The organism is Herbaspirillum sp. C7C2, from assembly GCF_022627865.1.
Taxonomy (GTDB): domain Bacteria; phylum Pseudomonadota; class Gammaproteobacteria; order Burkholderiales; family Burkholderiaceae_D; genus Herbaspirillum; species Herbaspirillum frisingense.
In genome coordinates this window covers 49,481-67,836 of sequence record NZ_JABXGI010000004.1, presented here as the reverse complement: position 1 = coordinate 67,836, position 18,356 = coordinate 49,481, and the positions used below count along the sequence as shown (strand labels likewise).

Annotated in this window: 13 protein-coding genes and 1 other RNA gene; 8 read left to right on the top strand and 6 right to left on the bottom strand. The window is 62.5% G+C overall.

The window, feature by feature from the left end:
• The first annotated feature begins 317 nt into the window (after positions 1–317).
• Both ubiD and ffs read left to right on the top strand, forming a co-directional pair.
• Complete coding sequence (ubiD, locus tag HWE04_RS08365) at positions 318–1,802, top strand: 4-hydroxy-3-polyprenylbenzoate decarboxylase (protein ID WP_182992768.1); 1,485 nt, start codon at positions 318–320, stop codon at positions 1,800–1,802.
• A 140-nt stretch (positions 1,803–1,942) separates the two neighbouring features.
• Positions 1,943–2,041, top strand: an RNA gene (ffs, locus tag HWE04_RS08360) — signal recognition particle sRNA small type.
• A gap of 109 nt (positions 2,042–2,150) precedes the next feature.
• Here the strand turns inward: ffs and HWE04_RS08355 are convergent.
• Both HWE04_RS08355 and HWE04_RS08350 read right to left on the bottom strand, forming a co-directional pair.
• Positions 2,151–3,158, bottom strand: a complete 1,008-nt coding sequence (locus HWE04_RS08355) for a glucokinase (RefSeq protein WP_241812101.1) — start codon at positions 3,156–3,158, stop codon at positions 2,151–2,153.
• Between the two features lie 162 nt (positions 3,159–3,320).
• The gene (locus tag HWE04_RS08350) at positions 3,321–5,138 is read right to left on the bottom strand and encodes a tetratricopeptide repeat-containing glycosyltransferase family protein (protein WP_241812100.1); all 1,818 of its coding nucleotides are present in this window, start codon (positions 5,136–5,138) and stop codon (positions 3,321–3,323) included.
• A gap of 285 nt (positions 5,139–5,423) precedes the next feature.
• Here HWE04_RS08350 and HWE04_RS08345 point away from each other — a divergent pair, with 285 nt between their 5' ends.
• Together HWE04_RS08345 and HWE04_RS08340 are read left to right on the top strand one after the other, a co-directional pair.
• Positions 5,424–6,107 carry a fumarylacetoacetate hydrolase family protein gene (locus tag HWE04_RS08345; protein ID WP_006464652.1) on the top strand — a complete coding sequence of 228 codons (684 nt, stop codon included), beginning with the start codon at positions 5,424–5,426 and terminating at the stop codon, positions 6,105–6,107.
• A 324-nt stretch (positions 6,108–6,431) separates the two neighbouring features.
• Positions 6,432–7,895, top strand: coding sequence for a DEAD/DEAH box helicase (locus tag HWE04_RS08340; RefSeq protein ID WP_241812099.1), 1,464 nt, complete (start codon positions 6,432–6,434; stop codon positions 7,893–7,895).
• 9 nt (positions 7,896–7,904) lie between these two features.
• Here HWE04_RS08340 and gluQRS read toward each other — a convergent pair whose 3' ends face one another.
• Together gluQRS and HWE04_RS08330 are read right to left on the bottom strand one after the other, a co-directional pair.
• Positions 7,905–8,795 carry a tRNA glutamyl-Q(34) synthetase GluQRS gene (gene gluQRS, locus HWE04_RS08335; protein ID WP_241812098.1) on the bottom strand — a complete coding sequence of 297 codons (891 nt, stop codon included), beginning with the start codon at positions 8,793–8,795 and terminating at the stop codon, positions 7,905–7,907.
• The gene (locus HWE04_RS08330) at positions 8,792–9,730 is read right to left on the bottom strand and encodes a LysR family transcriptional regulator (RefSeq protein WP_241812097.1); all 939 of its coding nucleotides are present in this window, start codon (positions 9,728–9,730) and stop codon (positions 8,792–8,794) included. The genes gluQRS and HWE04_RS08330 overlap by 4 nt, the downstream gene beginning before the upstream one ends.
• Positions 9,731–9,879: 149 nt before the next feature.
• Here HWE04_RS08330 and HWE04_RS08325 point away from each other — a divergent pair, with 149 nt between their 5' ends.
• Entirely contained in the window at positions 9,880–10,581 is a 702-nt protein-coding gene (locus HWE04_RS08325; RefSeq protein WP_077237597.1) for a pirin family protein, read from the top strand.
• A gap of 128 nt (positions 10,582–10,709) precedes the next feature.
• Positions 10,710–11,285, top strand: a complete 576-nt coding sequence (locus tag HWE04_RS08320) for a flavodoxin family protein (RefSeq protein ID WP_006464657.1) — start codon at positions 10,710–10,712, stop codon at positions 11,283–11,285.
• Positions 11,286–11,379: 94 nt separating this feature from the next.
• Here the strand turns inward: HWE04_RS08320 and HWE04_RS08315 are convergent, their stop codons facing one another.
• Positions 11,380–12,270 (bottom strand): sulfurtransferase, encoded by an 891-nt coding sequence (locus tag HWE04_RS08315; RefSeq protein ID WP_006464658.1) that lies wholly within the window; start codon positions 12,268–12,270, stop codon positions 11,380–11,382.
• A 239-nt stretch (positions 12,271–12,509) separates the two neighbouring features.
• On the opposite strand from HWE04_RS08315, the gene dnaE reads away from it, so the two are divergent.
• Both dnaE and HWE04_RS08305 read left to right on the top strand, forming a co-directional pair.
• On the top strand, positions 12,510–15,968 hold the full coding sequence (dnaE, locus tag HWE04_RS08310) for a DNA polymerase III subunit alpha (RefSeq protein WP_077237595.1): 3,459 nt from the start codon (positions 12,510–12,512) through the stop codon (positions 15,966–15,968).
• A 38-nt stretch (positions 15,969–16,006) separates the two neighbouring features.
• Positions 16,007–17,260, top strand: coding sequence for an O-antigen ligase family protein (locus HWE04_RS08305; protein WP_241812096.1), 1,254 nt, complete (start codon positions 16,007–16,009; stop codon positions 17,258–17,260).
• Positions 17,261–17,276: 16 nt separating this feature from the next.
• On the opposite strand, the gene HWE04_RS08300 is transcribed toward HWE04_RS08305, so the two are convergent.
• Positions 17,277–18,317: a glycosyltransferase family 9 protein gene (locus HWE04_RS08300; protein ID WP_241812095.1), complete on the bottom strand. Its 1,041-nt coding sequence runs from the start codon at positions 18,315–18,317 to the stop codon at positions 17,277–17,279.
• Between the last annotated feature and the right edge of the window lie 39 nt (positions 18,318–18,356).

The window sequence follows — 18,356 nt, the reverse complement described above, 5'->3', positions numbered from 1 at the left end:
CGTCGGATGGCATGTTTCGGGGGGTAGGGCTGACGCCCTGGACACACTTCTTGAGTTGCTGGGACCCCGGATCCCTGGATACCTTGCTTGGCTTGACTGTTTTGTTTCAAGCCTCTACGAGCCCACGGCTCACCTCTTCGGTTTAGAGTGGGCGAATTGTAGAAGCCACTTTATATCGAGTCAATACTATGAAATTAGCTCTTTATAACTTTTGTGTATCATATTCAACGTGGCCTTCCTTCAAAAATCAATAGAATCAAGCGTTTGCCGGGGATAGTTGAGCCGGCTGTGATGCAAAAAGAAATTTGTTAAAAAGTATGAAATACACTGATTTGCGTGACTTTATTTCCCAGTTGCAACAAAAAGGGGAGCTTAAACGGGTCGCGCACCCGGTTTCCTCGCATCTGGAGATGACCGAAATCGCCGATCGCACCCTGCGAGCCGAAGGTCCGGCGCTCCTTTTTGAGCAGGTTGATCAGAAAAATATCCCGGTTTTAGCGAATCTTTTCGGTACTCCTCATCGCGTCGCACTCGGTATGGGGGCCGAAAGCATCAGTGAATTGCGCCGCATCGGCCATCTGCTGGCGCGTCTGAAGGAGCCGGAGCCGCCCAAGGGCATCAAGGATGTGCTGGATCTGGGCACGCTGGTGAAGTCGTTGTGGGACATGGCGCCCAAGGAGCGCGGCTCGGCACCGTGCCAGGATGTGGTGTGGGAAGGCAAGGACGTGGACCTGTCGCGCCTGCCGATCCAGCACTGCTGGCCTGGCGATATTGCACCGCTCATCACCTGGGGGCTGGTCATTACCAAGGGGCCGCACAAGAAGCGTCAGAATCTGGGCATCTATCGCCAGCAGGTGCTGGGTCCGAACAAGGTCATCATGCGCTGGCTGGCCCATCGCGGTGGTGCGCTGGATTTCCGCGAACACTGCATCGCGCACCCCGGAAAACCCTATCCGGTGGCCGTTGCCCTGGGTGCCGACCCGGCTACTATATTAGGAGCAGTCACACCGGTGCCGGATAACCTCTCGGAGTACCAGTTCGCCGGTCTCCTGCGCGGCAGTCGCACCGAGCTGGTCAAGGCCATGGGCAGCGAGTTGCGCGTGCCGGCCTCGGCCGAGATCGTGCTGGAAGGGCATATCTATCCGGATGAAAAACATGCTTCCGGATTCGAGCACGCTCTGGAAGGACCGTACGGCGATCACACCGGTTACTACAATGAGCAGGACTGGTTCCCGGTCTTCACCATCGACCGCATCACCATGCGACGCGATGCCATCTATCACTCCACCTATACCGGCAAGCCGCCTGACGAGCCGGCCGTGCTCGGCGTGGCCTTGAATGAAGTGTTCGTGCCGCTGCTGCAGAAGCAGTTCGCCGAGATCACCGATTTCTACCTGCCGCCGGAAGGTTGCAGCTACCGCATGGCGGTGGTGCAGATGAAGAAGTCCTATGCCGGCCACGCCAAGCGGGTGATGTTCGGGGTGTGGAGTTTCCTGCGCCAGTTCATGTACACCAAGTTCATCGTGGTGGTGGATGAGGATGTGGACATCCGCGACTGGAAGGAAGTGATCTGGGCCATCACCACGCGTGTGGACCCGGTACGCGATACCGTCCTTGTCGATAACACGCCGATCGATTACCTGGACTTCGCCTCGCCCATCAGTGGGCTGGGCAGCAAGATGGGCATCGACGCGACCAACAAGTGGCCGGGCGAAACCAATCGCGAATGGGGAACGCCGATCGTGATGAGCGATGAGGTGAAGAAGCGCGTCGATACCATCTGGAAGGATCTCGGCATCTGATGTGCCGGCGTCACTGAAGCAGTGGATCAGCATCCGGAGGCCGCGCACATTGTTGACGCACTTGCGCGGCCTTGCCCTTTCTGATGCGGTGCAATGAATTAGCTGGCCGGGGTGATGTAAATTGGGATACAATTCACCCCGGCGGGCCCCTGCGCATTGTGGCATGGTCAACCTGGTCAGGTCGGGAACGAAGCAGCCACAGCTATTTCCCACAAGTGCCGCAGACAAGGCTCGCCTCTTGATTTCATCTCAGCCGTTATGTTCGTCATGACGGCGTTCTGCAAGTCCCCCCTTCCGAAGAAACTACACCGCCGCTCCATGTGCGGCGGCCGGCATGTTGGATACGCGCTATCGGCGGGCGTCCAGGCGATCTGCCAGGATGGCCGACACGCCCGTGAAAGCCGGATACTCCGCCGTGATCACATAGGTCGGAATGGCCTGGGTCAGGACCGACATGCGCCCCTTGTTCTCGAAGCGCGCCCGGAAGGGTGAGCGGGCGAAATAATCCCCCAGGTGTGGAACCACGCCGCCACCGATATAGATGCCGCCGAGCGCACCCAGCGTCAGCGCCAGATCGGCTGCCACCGTACCCAGCATGCTGCAGAACAGGTCCACCGTTTCGCGGCAGATGGCATCGCCTTGCTGGAGCGCGCCTTCCACGATGTCAGCCGCCTTCAACTCCGCAGCGGGACGGCCGTCGATGGCCAGCAGGGCGCGATGGATGAACTCCAGACCCGGGCCGGACACCAGGCGCTCCGCCGATACGTGCTCATGGAATTGCCAGGCATAGGCCAGCACCGCCGCTTCACGCGGATTGGCCGGGGCGAAGGCCACATGCCCGCCTTCGCTGGCCAGTGGCAACCAGTGGCCGTCACCGCGGACCAGACCGCCCACACCCAGCCCGGTGCCAGCGCCGACCAGGCCGATCGGCTGACCACTCTTGGGCGCACCGCCACCGATCTGCTGCCGCTCGTCGGTGCGCAATTGCGGGACCGCCATTGAAAGCGCGGTGAAGTCATTGACCACCAGCAGCAGGTCCAGCCCCAGCAATTGCCGTGCAGCCTCGATGGAAAAGGCCCAGTCGTGGTTGGTCATCTTGATCTGGTCGCCTTGTACCGGATTGGCGATGGCCACCACGGCGTGCCGGACTGGTGGCTGGCCTGCCAGCTGGAGATAGGCCTGTACGGCATCGGTGAATTCCGGATAGTCGGCACCGCGCAGCACCTGCACCTGTTCGATGCGGCCGGGTGCCGTTTCCAGCGCGAAGCGGGCATTGGTGCCACCGATATCGGCCAGCAGGCGCGGCCCGTCGGCCTGCGTCTTGGAAGTAGAAGGAGAGGGGGCTCCGGTTTGCATAGGGTTGTCCTTGTTGTCTTCGTTCCGTAGGGGCGGCAGCACGCAGGGCGTCGCCGCCGGTCGGAATGCATCGGGTCATTGAGGCCTGCCTGAAGGGTATGAGGCAGACCGGCGCGCCAGGTTCCGACGGATGGTCGTCCATCCGCGACGGCGCGCATGGTATCAGTGTTGGGTCAGGCGTTGTTGGAGTGCTGAGCGGACCTGGGCAATGACCTCGTTCCAGTCGTCCGTCTGGGTCTGGCGGAAGATCGTGAAGGAGGGATACCAGGGGGTGTCGCTACGGTCCAGCTGCCAGCGCCAGCAGGTATTGACGCGATTGAGCAGCCACACCGGCTTGCCCAAGGCGCCGGCCAGGTGGCATACCGAGGTGTCGACACTGATCAGCAGGTCCAGATGGGCGAGCAGCCCCGAGGTGTCGGCGAAGTCACGCAGTGCTCCAGAGCAATCCTTGACGTGGCTGGCCAGCGGATGGCTGTGCAACTGGGCCAGCGCCGTGTCGCCGACCTGCACCGAATAGAATTCCAGCTGAGCGTGCTCGCGTGCCAGTTCCACCACCGGTGCCAGCGCATCGAAGGGGAGCGATCGTTGACCGTCGATGCGCACGGCGTCCGGATGGGTTTGTGCCGAACTGCCGGCCCAGACCAGTCCCACACGCAGGGCGCGGTTGTGCGGCAGGCGTTGCGCCCAGTCGTTCCAGGCACTGGCCTCAGGCAACAGATAGGGCGCGCGCGGAATGTCTGCTTCGCTGAATGACTGGCACGCCAGCGGCAAGCTCATCAATGGGCAGTGCACATCGAAGGCCGGGCGCATGAAGCGCTGGCTGCTGATGACCTCGGCCGCCCCGGGGACATTGCCCAGCAGCTTGACCAGTGCGGGTTGCACTTCCAGGATCACGCGTGCGCCCATGGCTGCCACCAGCGGCACGTACCGTACGAATTGCAGGGTGTCGCCAAAGCCCTGTTCGGCGTGCAGAAGGATGGTCTTGCCCTCCAGCGAAAAATCGCCCAGCCAGAGCGGCTCGGTGAAGTGGCGCAACTGACCTTGCATCTGTTCGGTGTACCAGCGCGCCTCGTAGGCGCGCCAGCCATTCTGGTAGTCCCCTTGCAGCAATTGCATGAGGGCGTCGTTCCACGGCGCGGAGGAGGCGTCTGGATTCAATTGGCGGGCGCGATCATAGGAGTCGGTGGCCTCGTCGAAGCGACGCAGGGTTTCCAGGGTCGAGCCCCGATTGAACCACAGGTCGGCCGAGCTATCGTCCAGCGCCAGGGCTTGGTCATAGGCTTGCAGCGCTTCCAGCGGGCGTTGCAGCTGCACCAGGACATAGCCCCGGTTGGACAGCGCCTGGTAGAAATCAGGCTTTACCGTGAGTGCGCGGTCGTAGGCGGCCAGGGCTTCTTCCAGCAGGTAGCTGTCCTTGCAGGTATTGCCGAGGTTGAACCAGGCTTCGATGAAGTCCGGGCGCAGGGTCAGGGCCGAGCTATACGACTGGCGTGCGTCGGAGTAGGCAAACAGGTCGTGCTGCGCATTGCCTTGCTGGAACCAGGCATCGGGATTGTCCGGGTTCATCTTCAGCGTCCGCGCGAAGTCTTCCAGGGCTTCGGCGGAACGTCCGAGACGCCGCAAGGCTGTACCACGCCGCAGCAAGGCGTCGGAAAAATCAGGTTTGGTGGCGATCAGGTGGTCGTAGCGGGCGACGGCTTCCTCGTCCCGGCCCAGTTGTTCGAGCGCCCCTGCGTGGTCGAAGTAGGTATCCAGGTGGCCGGGATTGAGGTCGATGGCCTTCGCCAGTTGCGCCTCGGCGGCGGCCCAGTCTTCCTGATGCAGCTTGAGCATGCCATACAGGTAATTGGCTTCGAAATGCCGGGGCAGCTTGAGCAGGACTTTCTTGTACAGCTCCTCGGCCGGCGCCAGATCGCCTTTTTGATGCAGCGCGAGGGCTTTTTGCAGCAGGATGAGAGAAGGATTGGCTTGCTGACGCATGGACTGGTTCGGGAGAGAAAAGGGGGCAGGCGGCGTGGCCGGCCTGAGCGTGCAGCAAGTGTCCCAAATTCACTCCGATTTATCCAGCGGATTACAGGTGGAATTGCCGCCTATATCTTCCTTGCGGCTGCTTGGGTCGCCGCAAGCGGCAATGTGGCTTTTCTTTTACACTAGGACGACGTCAGACAACTGACGGTCGACGCAAGCCGGCATCGACCGCTTATCTTCATTAGTGCTCATGCAGGTATTGCGCCACAACGATCACGCCACTACGGAGTCTTCCCGATGAGTTTCGCCATCCCCGCACCCGCCCAGACCACGATCCCCGTGGTGGGTGGTGCTCCATTCCCGGTCCGTCGCATCTATTGCGTCGGTCGCAACTATGCCGCCCACGCCCGCGAAATGGGCCATGACCCGGACCGTGAACCGCCATTCTTCTTCATGAAGCCGGCTGATGCGATCGTGCCGACCGACTCCGTGCTGCCCTATCCGGCCGCTACCGCCGATTACCATCACGAGATCGAGATGGTGGTGGCGCTGGCCAAGGGTGGTCGCGATATCCCGGTGGAACAGGCGCTGGATCTGGTCTACGGCTATGCCGTCGGCCTGGATATGACCCGCCGTGACATCCAGGCGCAGGCCAAGAAGCTGGGCCGCCCCTGGGACATGGCCAAGGGATTCGACCAGTCCGCACCCTGCGCACCGATCGTGCCGGTGGCCCAGTCCGGCCATCCAGAGCGCGGCGCGGTGTGGCTCAAGGTCAACGGCGAAGTGCGCCAGCAAGGCGACCTGTCGGACCTGATTTGGAGCGTGGCCGAGACCATTTCCTACCTGTCGGGTCTTGTCGAGCTGTTCCCGGGAGACATCATCTTCTCCGGAACGCCGGAAGGCGTGGGGGCGGTGGTCAAGGGCGATCGCCTGCAGGGACATGTCGACGGCTTGCCCGATATCAACATCACCATCGGCTAAGCCTTCCCACAGCCGCGCCAGCCGGTTCTTGCGGGCGGCTGTTTGACCTGGTTTCCGGCCTGCCGGCCCCGGCTGGCCGGGGGCAGAAACCAAACTGTCATGAAGCGATTGGCGATGCGGCGTATAATAGGGAGTTCCGGGCGTGGCAGGTCGTCGTCCCGGTCAGCATCTTTTGCATCATCCGAAGCGCCCGGCCGCTCAGGTTTGGCCGGTTCGCCCGTAACACATCAACACAGAAAGCAATCAGAACCCGTGCGCATGCACCCCATGCACCGGAGCCGCCTGGCGGCTGCCGCGGCGCTGTCGCACCGTTCGCAATAAACCATGTCCGACACCACGTCCGCGTCCGCAGCACCGGCTGCACCCGCCGTCCGCTTCGAAGATTTCGGCCTCTCGCCCGATATCCTGAAAGCCCTGGCCGAGCAAGGCTATGTCCATCCCACCCCGATCCAGGCCCAGGCCATTCCTGTGGTGCTGCAAGGCCGGGACGTGATGGGCGCCGCCCAGACCGGTACAGGCAAGACCGCCGGCTTCTCGCTGCCCATCATCCAGCGCCTGCTGCAACACGCCAGCCACAGCGCCTCGCCGGCCCGCCACCCGGTGCGCGCCCTGATCCTGACGCCCACCCGCGAGCTGGCTGACCAGGTGGCCGACAACGTGGCCGCCTATTGCCGCTTCACCCCGCTGCGTTCCACCGTGGTCTTCGGCGGCGTGGACATGTCGCCGCAGACCGCCATCCTGCGCGCCGGCGTGGAAATCGTCATCGCCACTCCGGGCCGCCTGCTGGACCACGTGCAGCAGAAGACGGTGAACCTGTCTCAGACCCAGATCCTGGTGATGGACGAGGCCGACCGCATGCTGGACATGGGCTTCCTGCCGGACCTGCAGCGCATCATCAACCTGCTGCCCAAGCAGCGCCAGAACCTGCTGTTCTCGGCCACCTTCTCGCCGGAAATCAAGAAGCTGGCCGCCAGCTTCCAGAACAACCCGGTCACCATCGAAGTGGCCCGCAGCAACGCCACTGCCGAAAACGTCACACAGACCATCTACAAGGTGGATGAGGCGGCCAAGGCCGATGCAGTGAGCTTCATCATTCGCCAGCGCGAACTGAAGCAAGTGATCGTCTTCTCCAACACCAAGATCGGCGCATCGCGCCTGGCGCGTACCCTGCTGGCCGAAGGCGTCAAGGCCTCCGCCATCCACGGCGACAAGACCCAGGGCGAGCGCATGGCCGCGCTGGAAGCCTTCAAGCAGGGCCAGATCGAAGTGCTGGTGGCCACCGACGTGGCTGCACGTGGCCTGGATATCGCCGAGCTGCCCTGTGTGATCAACTACGATCTGCCCTACAACGCCGAAGACTACGTGCACCGTATCGGTCGTACCGGTCGTGCCGGTGCCTCGGGCGACGCCATCTCGCTGTTCTGCGACAAGGACGACCGTCTGCTGACCGACATCGAGAAGCTGATCAAGAAGAAATTCGAACGTGCCGAGCTGGCTGGTTTTGCTCCCCGTGCGCGTCATGAACGCGGTGAACGCAGTGATCGTGGCGACCGGAGCGAACGTGGCGAACGCAGTGATCGGGGTGATCGTAGCGACCGCGGCGAACGCAGCCGCAGCAGCCGCGATGGCTATTCCGCTGCGCCGCGTCGCGAGAAGGTCGATCCCTGGTTCCTCAAGCCCTACGAGCCCAGCGCCGTCGAGACCGTGTCCACCAAGCCGGAACTGCCCAAGAACAACCGTCCCAAGCCCAAGGTGGCGGCCCTGCTGGGCGGCATGCCCAAGCGCTGAGCGCGTCTTTCAGCGCGAGCCGAAACGCGCTTGCCAGCCGGTGAGCGCGCCATTCCAGAAACCTTCCCGGTCGCGGGTCTGGCCCGTCTCCCTGGCCAGCCCGAGGAAAGCGGCGGCCTGTTGCAACTGCTGCAGCGGCTGCCCCAGGTCCAGTGCCTGCGCGCCGTTCTGCTTGGAAAACTTTTCCCCCATCTCATTCATCAGCAGCGGTACATGCAGGTAGCGCGGGGTCGGATAGCCCAGCAAGCCTTGCAGGTAGATCTGCCGTGCCGTCGAGTCCAGCAGATCGGCCCCGCGCACGACGTCAGTCACGCCCTGTTCGGCATCGTCCACCACCACCGCCAGCTGATAGGCCCAGAAGCCATCGGCCCGCTGCAAGACGAAATCCCCCACCTCCGAGGCCAGGTGCTGCGTCTGCGGTCCCAGCCAGCGATCTTCGAACTGCACCCGTTCCCCAGGCTGCCCGGCATCCGGCACGCGTAGCCGCAGCGTGCGGGCCTGCTTGCCCGGTGCCAGGCCGTGGCGGCAGGTGCCGGGATAGATGGCGGCGCCGTCACTGGCAGTGCCCACCCGTGAATCGGCGATTTCCTTGCGGCTGCAACCACAGGGATACACCATTGTGCCCAGCTTCTCCCGGGCCAGCTGGTAACGCTCCTTGCGCTGGCTCTGGACCAGTACCGGGCCGTCGGCATGCATGTCCAGCGCCGCCAGGGTCGCCACGATGTCATCGGCAGCACCCGGCACGGTGCGTGTTTCGTCGATATCCTCGATGCGCAGCAGCCAGCGTCCGTCATGGACGCGTGCATCCAGGTAGCTGGCCAGTGCAGCCACCAGCGATCCCGCATGCAGTGGTCCGGACGGGGAGGGTGCGAAGCGGCCGACGTAGGCGCAGGCGCTCACATTGGCTCCGGCGCGGCGACCGGCCCGATCAGTGATGCACGTACCTGCGGTTGGGCCAGGTGCTGGATGAACCATTTGAGCGATTTGCCCTGTTCAGCCTTGGGCCAGGCCACCATGAAATTGTCGTTGGGTTTGGCGGCCAGGGTCTGTTTTTCCACCAGCGCCCCCGAGGTCAGGTAGGGTTCCGCCCAGATGCGGGGCAGATGGCCGCAGCCCAGGCCCGCCAGCTGCGCCTGCAGCTTGTCGGCCACGGTGGCCACTGTCAGGGTTTCCTGGCCTGACAGCAGGCCCATGGTCAGGGTCGGCAGCGACTGGCTGTTGTCCCCCACGGCGATGGCGCGGTGGCTGCGTACCAGCTCGGCCGACAAGGGCTCGTTGGCGGTGGCCAGCGGGTGCTGCGGCGCTACCGCGAATACCCAGTCCACGGCGCCCAGTTCCTGCATCTGGAAGCGGCCACTGGTGCGCACGACCTCCGGCCCATCCAGGGTCACCCCGATGACCAGGTTGGCGCGGCCTTCGATCAGCTTTTCCCAGGCGCCGGTCAATACCCCGGGCGTGAAGCGCAGGCGGGTGCCGGATTGTTCGCGATCGAAGGCTTCGATGATGGGCAGCATCTTGTCGAAGGGGATCAGACTGTTGAGCACGATGTGCAGCTCGGTCTCGCGGCCGGTGGCGGTGCGTTTGACACGCTGTTCCAGGTCGCTGGCGGCCAGCAGCAGGTGCCGGCCCTCCTGCAACAATTGCAGCCCGGCCGGTGTCAACTGGGCTCGATGGCCACGGCGGTCGAACAGCAGCACGTCGAGATCGTCTTCCAGCTTGCGCACGCTGTAGGTCAGCGCCGAGGGCACGCGGTCCAGTGCCACGGCAGCGGCGGCAAAGCTACCCTTGCGGTCGATCATGTCCAGGATCAGCAGGGATTCCAGGGTCAGGTTCACGTCGCTTTCCCTTGTTTAAAATTTTTGAATGAACACTACGGATTTTAGACCTTATCTCGGGAAAAGTTAGCCACTATAGTGACGCCATCGACAAACATTTTGTACAAACCACTTCCGGTCTGTACGTTACTTCAGAAAGAGGTGTTGACATGATGGAACTTCGCAAAGCGAACGATCGTGGCCACGCCAACCACGGTTGGCTGGATTCGTATCACAGCTTTTCCTTCGCGGATTACTATGATCCCAAGCACATGGGTTTCGGCCCGCTGCGCGTGATCAACGAGGACCGCGTGGCCGCTGGCCAGGGCTTTGGTACGCACGGCCACCGCGACATGGAGATCATTTCCTACGTGCTCGAAGGTGAGCTGGCCCACAAGGACAGCATGGGTAACGGCAGCGTGATCCGTCCGGGTGACGTACAACGCATGAGCGCAGGCACCGGGGTACGGCACTCGGAGTACAACCACTCCCAGGACGGGACCACCCACTTCCTGCAGATCTGGATCATGCCGGACCGCGCCGGTGCCGACCCTGGCTACCAGGAGGCGCATTTCTCGGCCGCCGACAAGGATGGCAAGCTGCGCCTGGTGGCTTCCGGCGACGGTCGCGACGGTTCAGTCAGCATGAATCAGGACGCCCAGCTGTATGCCGGCCTGTTCGACGGTGCCCAGCGTGCCGACTATGCCTTGCCGCAAGGCCGCCTCGGATATATTCACGTGGCCCGTGGCAAGGTCAGCGTCAACGGCCAGGCCCTGGAAGCCGGCGATGCCGTCAAGCTCAGTGCGGTCGACCGCATCGAGATCAGCGACGGCGACAAGGCGGAAGTCCTGTTGTTCGACCTGCCGCGCTGATGGATTCGGGTGTCTGCTGCGGCAGCCCCATGATTCTGTAGTCCCGTAGTCGCATTGCCCGCCGGTACCGATCACACCGGCGGATTTTCCACCGTGTCACTTCACTCTCTAGAGAAGGAATACCCGTCATGACCAAAGTTGCCATCGTCTACCATTCCGGCTACGGCCACACCAAGAAGCAGGCTGAAGCCGTGCAGGCCGGCGCTGCTGGCGTTGCCGGCGCCGATGTCGAACTCATCGCTATCAGTGCCGAAGGCACCATCACCGACGCGCAGTGGGCCAGCCTGGATGCGGCCGACGCCATCATCTTCGGCTCGCCGACCTACATGGGTACCGTGTCCTGGCAGTTCAAGAAGTTTGCCGACGCATCCTCCAAGCCCTGGTTCAGCCAGAAGTGGAAGGACAAGGTCGGTGCCGCCTTCACCAACTCGGCGACCATGAACGGCGACAAGCTCTCGACCCTGCACTACCTGTTCACCCTGGGCATGCAGCACAGCATGATCTGGGTCGGCACCGGTCTGATGCCCTCCAACAGCAAGGCTGCCCAACGCAACGACATCAACTTCGTCGGTTCCTTCTCGGGCCTGATGGCGCAAAGCCCGTCGGATTCCTCGCCGGAAGAAGGCCCGCTGCCGGGCGACCTGGAAACCGCCAAGCTCTTCGGTGCACGCGTGGTGGAAACCGCAGCCAAGTTCAAGAAGTAAGCAGCAGGAAGCATCCAGCAACCGCCACGGCGGACGCAAAAAAGCCGGCCTCAGTTCACTGGGGCCGGCTTTTTCATTGCTGCAGGACGGGCGATCAGGCCTGGGCGGACGCGGTTTCCTGTGTTTCTTCACCCTTTCGCTGCGCCGAAGCGCAATGCGGGCAGGACTTGCCCGGCACATAGTCTGGCGACAACTGCTCGCGTGGCGTGACCACGGCGCGGCAGGCGAAGCACTGGGCGGTCTGGGTTTCCTTCAGTTCCGGGCTCAGGGCGGTACGGTAGTCGAAGACGAAGCAGTCGCCGTTGTAGTGGGCACCGCCGACATCCTCGAAATACTTCAGGATGCCGCCTTCCAGCTGGTAGACATGGTCATAGCCGATGTTTTGCATGTGGATGGCGGCCTTTTCGCAGCGGATCCCGCCGGTGCAGAAGGTGACCACGGTCTTGCCTTCGAAGTCGGCCCTGTGGTCCTCGATGACCTTGGGGAATTCGGTGAACTTGCTGATGCGGTAGTCGACCGTGTTCTCGAAGGTGCCGACATCGACCTCGAACCCATTGCGGGTATCGACCATCACCACCGGACGGCCCTCGTCATCATGGCCCTGGTCCAGCCAGCGCTTGAGCTCCCTGGGTTCCACGAAGGGTGCCCGGCCCAGCTCGGGCTTGATCAGCGGATGCTTCATGGTGATGATTTCAGCCTTCAGTTTCACCAGCATGCGCGTGAACGGTTGCTTCTCGGAATAGCTTTCCTTGACGATCAGGTCGGCGAAACGCGGATCGGCGCGCAGCCAGGCAAGGAAGGCGTCGATGTCCGGCCGCAGGCCGGCCAGGAACAGGTTGATGCCCTCCGGGCTCAGGATCACCGTGCCACGCAAGTTGTGTTGTTGGCAAAACGCGAGGAATTCGGGACGCTTTTCAGCGGTATCGTCGAAGCTGACGAATTTGTAGGCGGCGATGTTGACGTACGGTGTATCGGGGGACTGCATGGTTCGTTACTCAGCTCTAAGTCTTTGAATTGTCAGCATTATATACGCGCGGCCCAGGCGTTCGCAGCAATTTGCCGGCGCCTGCCCGGCTGGATGTCGCTTCTCTGATGCAGATCAAGGCGGCTTCTAGCAATATTTCGAGCAGATTTGTGTAAATTGTTCACAGGCAGTTGAATTCCTGTGAAAAGCTGGTCTCGCAAAGCCGAAGTGCATCCCAAGCTCCGGTAAAATGTCGTCCTATGACTACCCCGCAATTTGTTCATCTCCGAATGCACTCGGAGTACTCCATCGTCGACGGCCTGGTGCGCATCGACGACATCGTCAAGGCCGCTGCCAAGGATGGCCAGGCCGCTCTGGCGGTGACCGATCTCTCCAACCTGTTCTGCATGGTGCGGTTCTACAAGGAAGCGCGTGGCAAGGGTGTCAAGCCCATTGCCGGCTGTGACCTGTGGATCACCAACGATGCCGATCGCGACAAGCCGTTCCGGCTGCTGGTGCTGATCAAGAGCCGTCATGGCTACCTGCAGCTATGTGAAGTCCTGTCCCAGGCCTGGTTGAACAACCAGTACAAGGGCCGCGCCGAAGTGCGCATGGAGTGGCTGGAGGCGCTGCGCCACCAGGAAGGTGGCAATGGCCTGATCGCCCTGTCCGGCGCTGGTCTGGGCGACATTGGCCAGGCCATCGACAACGGCAACCTGGCCCAGGCCGAGGCCTGCGCCCGCCGCTGGGCCGATATCTTCCCGGGTGCCTTCTACCTGGAGCTGCAGCGCGCCGGCCAACCCAACATGGATGTACAAGTGCGCCAGAGCGTGGCCCTGGGCGCCAGGCTGGGCCTGCCCTGCGTGGCTACCCATCCGGTCCAGTTCCAGAGCCCGGAAGAATTCATCGCCCACGAAGCCCGCACCTGCATCGCCGAAGGCGAGATCATGGCCAATGCGCGCCGGGTGAAGCGCTTCAATGAACAGCAGTACTTCAAGTCGCAGGCCGAGATGGCCGAGCTTTTCGCCGACCTGCCGGGGGCCATTGCCAATACCGTCGAAATCGCCAAGCGCTGCAACCTGGTGCTGCAGCTGGGCAAGCCACAACTGCCGGACTTCCCTACGCCGGACGGCATGACCATCGACGACTTCCTGGTGGCCCAGACCAAGGCCGGGCTGGAAGTGCGTCTCAAGGAACTCTTCCCCGACGAAGCCGAGCGCGAGAAGCAGCGCCCGCGCTATGAAGCGCGCCTGGAGTTCGAGAACAACACCATCATCAAGATGAAGTTCCCGGGCTACTTCCTGATCGTGGCCGACTTCATCCAGTGGGCCAAGAACAATGGCGTGCCGGTTGGCCCCGGCCGGGGTTCCGGCGCCGGCTCGCTGGTGGCCTACTGCCTGCTGATCACCGACCTCGACCCGCTGCGCTACAACCTGCTGTTCGAACGCTTCCTGAACCCGGAACGCGTCTCCATGCCCGACTTCGACATCGACTTCTGCCAGGAAGGTCGCGACCGGGTGATTCAATATGTGAAGGATCGTTACGGCAAGGAGGCGGTCTCGCAGATCGCCACCTTCGGTACCATGGCGGCCAAGGGCGCGGTACGCGACGTGGGTCGCGTGCTGGACCTGGGCTACAACTTCTGCGACGGCATTTCCAAGCTGATTCCCTTCAAGCCGGGCAAGCTGGTCACGCTGGCCGATGCCATCGAGGAAGAGCCGCTGCTGAAGGAGCGGCTGGAGAACGAAGAAGAGGTCAAGCAGTTGATGGGCCTGGCCCAGCAGGTCGAAGGCATCGCCCGCAACATCGGCATGCACGCCGGTGGCGTGCTGATTGCCCCCGGCAAACTCACCGATTTCTGCCCGCTCTACACGCAGGGTGGCGACTCCGGCGTGGTATCGCAGTACGACAAGGACGATGTGGAAGCCGTCGGTCTGGTCAAGTTCGACTTCCTGGGCCTGACCACGCTGACCATCCTGGATCGCGCGGTGCGCTACATCCGCATGCTGGACCCGGCCATGGCCGAGTTCGACCTGGCCAAGCTGCCGCTGGACGACCGGCCCTCATACGAACTGCTGACCAAGGCCAAGACGGTCGCCGTGTTCCAGCTGGAAAGCCGCGGTATGCAAGGCATGTTGAAGGACGCACGCCCCGACCGTTTCGAGGACATCATCGCCCTGGTGGCGCTGTATCGTCCCGGCCCGATGGACCTGATTCCCGACTTCTGCAAACGCAAGCACGGCGAAGCCTTCGACTATCCCGACCCGCGTACCAAGGACATTCTCTCCGAGACCTACGGCATCATGGTCTATCAGGAGCAGGTGATGCAGATGGCGCAGGTGATCGGCGGCTACTCGCTGGGCGGCGCCGACCTGCTGCGCCGGGCGATGGGCAAGAAGAAGGCCGAGGAAATGGCCAAGCACCGTGAACTGTTCCGCGAAGGCGCGGCCAAGAACGGGCTGGACCAGGCCAAGGCCGACGAGATCTTCGACTTGATGGAAAAGTTCGCCGGCTACGGTTTCAACAAGTCGCACGCGGCCGCTTACGCGCTGCTGTCCTACTACACCGCCTACCTCAAGGCCCACCACCCCGCCGCGTTCATGGCCGCCAACTTGTCGCTGGCCATGGAAGACACGGACAAGGTCAAGATCCTGATCGAAGATGCGATCGACATCTGCAAGCTGGCCATCCTGCCGCCGGACATCAACAAGTCCGACTACCGCTTCATGCCGGTGGGCGAGCCCGGCAAGAAGGCGACCCAGATCCGCTACGGTCTGGGCGCGGTCAAGGGCGCCGGGCAGAATGCCATCGAAGCCATCCTGGAAGCACGCAAGAGCGGCCCCTTCAAGGACCTGTTCGATTTCGCCAAGCGGGTGGACAAGAAACAGATCAACCGTCGCACCATCGATTCGCTGATCCGTGCCGGCGCCTTCGACTGCTTCAAGGTCGATCGCGCCATCCTGCAAGCCTCGGTCAACCTGGCCTGGGAAAGCGCCGAGCAGGCCGAGAAATCGGCCAACCAGGTCAGCCTCTTCGGCGGCGACGACAGCGACCTGGAAGCCCCGCTGGAATACGTGCAAGTGCCGCCCTGGAGCGACAAGCAGCGCCTGACCGAGGAAAAGGGCGCGCTGGGCTTCTATCTCTCCGGTCACCTGTTCTCGGCCTATGAAAAGGAAGTGCGCCGCTTCGTACGCACCAAGATCGCCAGCCTGGAACCCTCCTGGGAGCCGCGCAGCCTGGCCGGCATCATCACCGGCGTGCGGGTGCAGATGACCCAGCGCGGCAAGCTGGTGATCTGCACGCTCGACGATGGCACCGGCGTGATCGAAGCCACCATCTACAACGAACTCTTCGAACCCTTCAAGCATCTCATCAAGGAAGATGAGTTGCTGGTGGTCTCGGGCAAGGTCTCGGAAGACCGCTTCAATGGTGGCCTGCGGGTGGCCGCCGACAAGGTCATGGACCTGGGCGCGGCGCGTATCCAATATGGCGTGCGCATGGTGGTGTCGCTGAACAAGGCGGTTGATCCCAACCAGCTGCGGGACACGCTGTCGGCACACCGCCAGGAGCAGGGCCTGCCCTTCGTGATGCGCTACCAGCAATCCGATGCGGCCTGCGAGGTGGTGCTGGGCGACGCCTGGCGCGTCAATCCCAGTGACAGCCTGCAATCGACCCTGGTGGCGTCGTTCGGCAAGGAGGCGGTGGTGGTCGAATACTAGTCTGTCGGGTCCCAGTCACATAAAACAACATAATTACCATGCAGATTTCCTCGTGTCGGCTGCCGTCGCTCGCCGTCCTTCTGGCCTTCTCTTCGCTAGGCCTGGTGTTGCCCAACCTGTCCAATGCCAGTCTGTTTTTGCTGGTCCTCCTGGGCATCGTGACCCTGTTCGTCTATCGCCACCAGACGCCCGGGTGGCAGGCCCAACTGCCATCGATGAAAGTGCTCTTCATCGTCATGGCCCTGCCGGCCCTGGCAGTGTTGATCCATCAGGTGGGTGTGGGGCACTTCACCTTCCGTGACTATGACCGCCCATTGCGGCTGGCCTTCTTCGTGATGGTGTTCCTGGCGGTCTGGCGCGTGACCGATATGGCGCTGGACTGGCTGCCATGGGCCTGGATGCTGGCCTGCGTCCTGTGTTTCGCCAAGGCCTGGATGATCACCGATGGCGGCAGCCTGCCCAATTCCGGCAGCCTGGGTTTCATGGCAGGGATTGCGTTTTCGAACGCGGCCATGCTCATCGGCACCTGGCTGTTATTGTCACTGCAACTGCCGATGTCGACCTTGACGCGCGGCTTGCGCATCGTGGCCATCGTCCTGGCCCTGGGCGTGACCTTCATGGTCAAGACCCGCGGCACCTGGCTGGTGCTGCCGTTCTATGCGGTCTTCCTCATCCTGTATCTGAAGCAACTGAGCATGATGCGCAAGATGCTGATCCTGCTGCTGCCGCTGGTACTGGTGGGAGTTGCCATGCTCTCCAGCGACATGGTGAAGCATCGCATCTACGACATCGGTGATGACATCCAGGCGTATTCCGATCGCAGTGACCGCGAAACTTCCGTGGGCCAGCGCCTGCAGATCTGGCTCGGTTCCTGGCAGCTCTATCGCGAGCATCCTGGATTCGGCGTGGGGCGGGAAGGATTCAAGCCGGAACTGCATCGCCTGGCCGACAAGGGAGAGATCTCCAACGCCGTGGCCGAGCTTCCGCACTCGCACAATGGCATGCTGTTCCAGATGGCGCTGTGGGGGACTGGCGGCCTGGTGGCCTGGGTGCTGACCTACCTGGTCCCGCTGGTGATGTTCTGGCGGGAACTGGGGCACGCCGACGTGAAGGTAAGGACCTACGCCGCCATGGGCGTGGCTTTGTGCCTGGGCTACTGGGTATTCGACTTTACCGATGTGATGTTCTTCTGGGTGATCCTCAATGGCTTCTACACGATCAACCTGGCCATCTTCTTCTGCGCGATAGGGCGGTGCAAGCAGGCTTCGGCCGGCCTGCCCGCGAACGCCTAGCCGCGCTGGTCAGCCGCTATTGCGGCGATGCCTGTCGGTCGGCGATCCAGCCTTGGACGATGTCCAGCACGCTCTGCACGCTGATGGCGAGCATGCAATCGCAGGTCATGATGCGCAGTTTTTCGCAGCCCTGGCAGGACGGTTGATCGGTGCACAGATTGCTGGCGCGCTTGCCCAGTGCCGCCCAGCGACCGGGGTGCATGGGGCGCGTCGGGGGGAACAGGCCAAGGGTACGCTGACCGATCGCTGCCGACAGGTGCAGCGGACCGGTACCGCTGGCAATCAGGCCGTCGGCCTGAGCGATGAATTGCGTCAACCGCGCCAGGCTCATCGTGCCGCAGGTATTGACCACGTGCGGCAGAGCCAGCAGGGCGCCGGCATGCTGCTCCAGCCACTTTCCTTCGTCGGCGCTGCCGGTGAGCCAGATACGCAGCCCAGGTTGCTGTTGCAGTGTCTGTGCCAGCGCCGTATAGCGCTCTACCGGCCATTCGCGGCCGTGGCCATTGGACTTGGTGTGCAGGATCAGGTTGAACGCGTGGGGCGCAAACTCTGCCGCGATCCCGGCGTCAACCGGCATCGAAAAATGATAGCTGTCGGCAATCTGTTCGCGAGTCGGAATATGGCTGTCGCCATAGGGGCGCAGGAACTCGAAGTTGATCTGTGACTCGTGGTTCTCGGACAAGCCCTTGCTGAAGCGCACCCTGTCATTGCAGTAGATCAGCTGGTACACCTTCTGCCGCGCATTGCCGATCCGGTGCTTCACCCGTGCGAAGAAGGCGGCCTTGGCCAGGTCGCGGTTGGGCTGGGCCAGGATCACGGTGTCGATGTCGCTGGCACGCAGGAAACCATAGAGATTCTCTCCCACATCCTCTTCTTCCACGACGTCATCGATGTCGTCGCAATAGCGCACCACGTCGGCCGCATAGCGGCGGCACAGCATGCTGATCCTGACCCCGGGGTTGAGTTCTTTCAGGCGCGCTGCCATCGGCAGGGTCAGGACGATATCGCCGATGTTGTCGGTACGACTGATGAGGATGTGCTTGCTGGTGATCGGCATGGCAGGAACGAAAGTGAGTCTGTTCTTCTTGGTGGGCGA

Bases quoted from the DNA above. Each gene is read 5' to 3' on its own strand.
- ubiD (WP_182992768.1), top strand. From the start codon at position 318: ATGAAATACACTGATTTGCGTGACTTTATTTCCCAGTTGCAACAAAAA.
- HWE04_RS08355 (WP_241812101.1), bottom strand. From the start codon at position 3,158: ATGCAAACCGGAGCCCCCTCTCCTTCTACTTCCAAGACGCAGGCCGAC.
- HWE04_RS08350 (WP_241812100.1), bottom strand. From the start codon at position 5,138: ATGCGTCAGCAAGCCAATCCTTCTCTCATCCTGCTGCAAAAAGCCCTC.
- HWE04_RS08345 (WP_006464652.1), top strand. From the start codon at position 5,424: ATGAGTTTCGCCATCCCCGCACCCGCCCAGACCACGATCCCCGTGGTG.
- HWE04_RS08340 (WP_241812099.1), top strand. From the start codon at position 6,432: ATGTCCGACACCACGTCCGCGTCCGCAGCACCGGCTGCACCCGCCGTC.
- HWE04_RS08325 (WP_077237597.1), top strand. From the start codon at position 9,880: ATGATGGAACTTCGCAAAGCGAACGATCGTGGCCACGCCAACCACGGT.
- HWE04_RS08320 (WP_006464657.1), top strand. From the start codon at position 10,710: ATGACCAAAGTTGCCATCGTCTACCATTCCGGCTACGGCCACACCAAG.
- HWE04_RS08315 (WP_006464658.1), bottom strand. From the start codon at position 12,270: ATGCAGTCCCCCGATACACCGTACGTCAACATCGCCGCCTACAAATTC.
- dnaE (WP_077237595.1), top strand. From the start codon at position 12,510: ATGACTACCCCGCAATTTGTTCATCTCCGAATGCACTCGGAGTACTCC.
- HWE04_RS08305 (WP_241812096.1), top strand. From the start codon at position 16,007: ATGCAGATTTCCTCGTGTCGGCTGCCGTCGCTCGCCGTCCTTCTGGCC.
- HWE04_RS08300 (WP_241812095.1), bottom strand. From the start codon at position 18,317: ATGCCGATCACCAGCAAGCACATCCTCATCAGTCGTACCGACAACATC.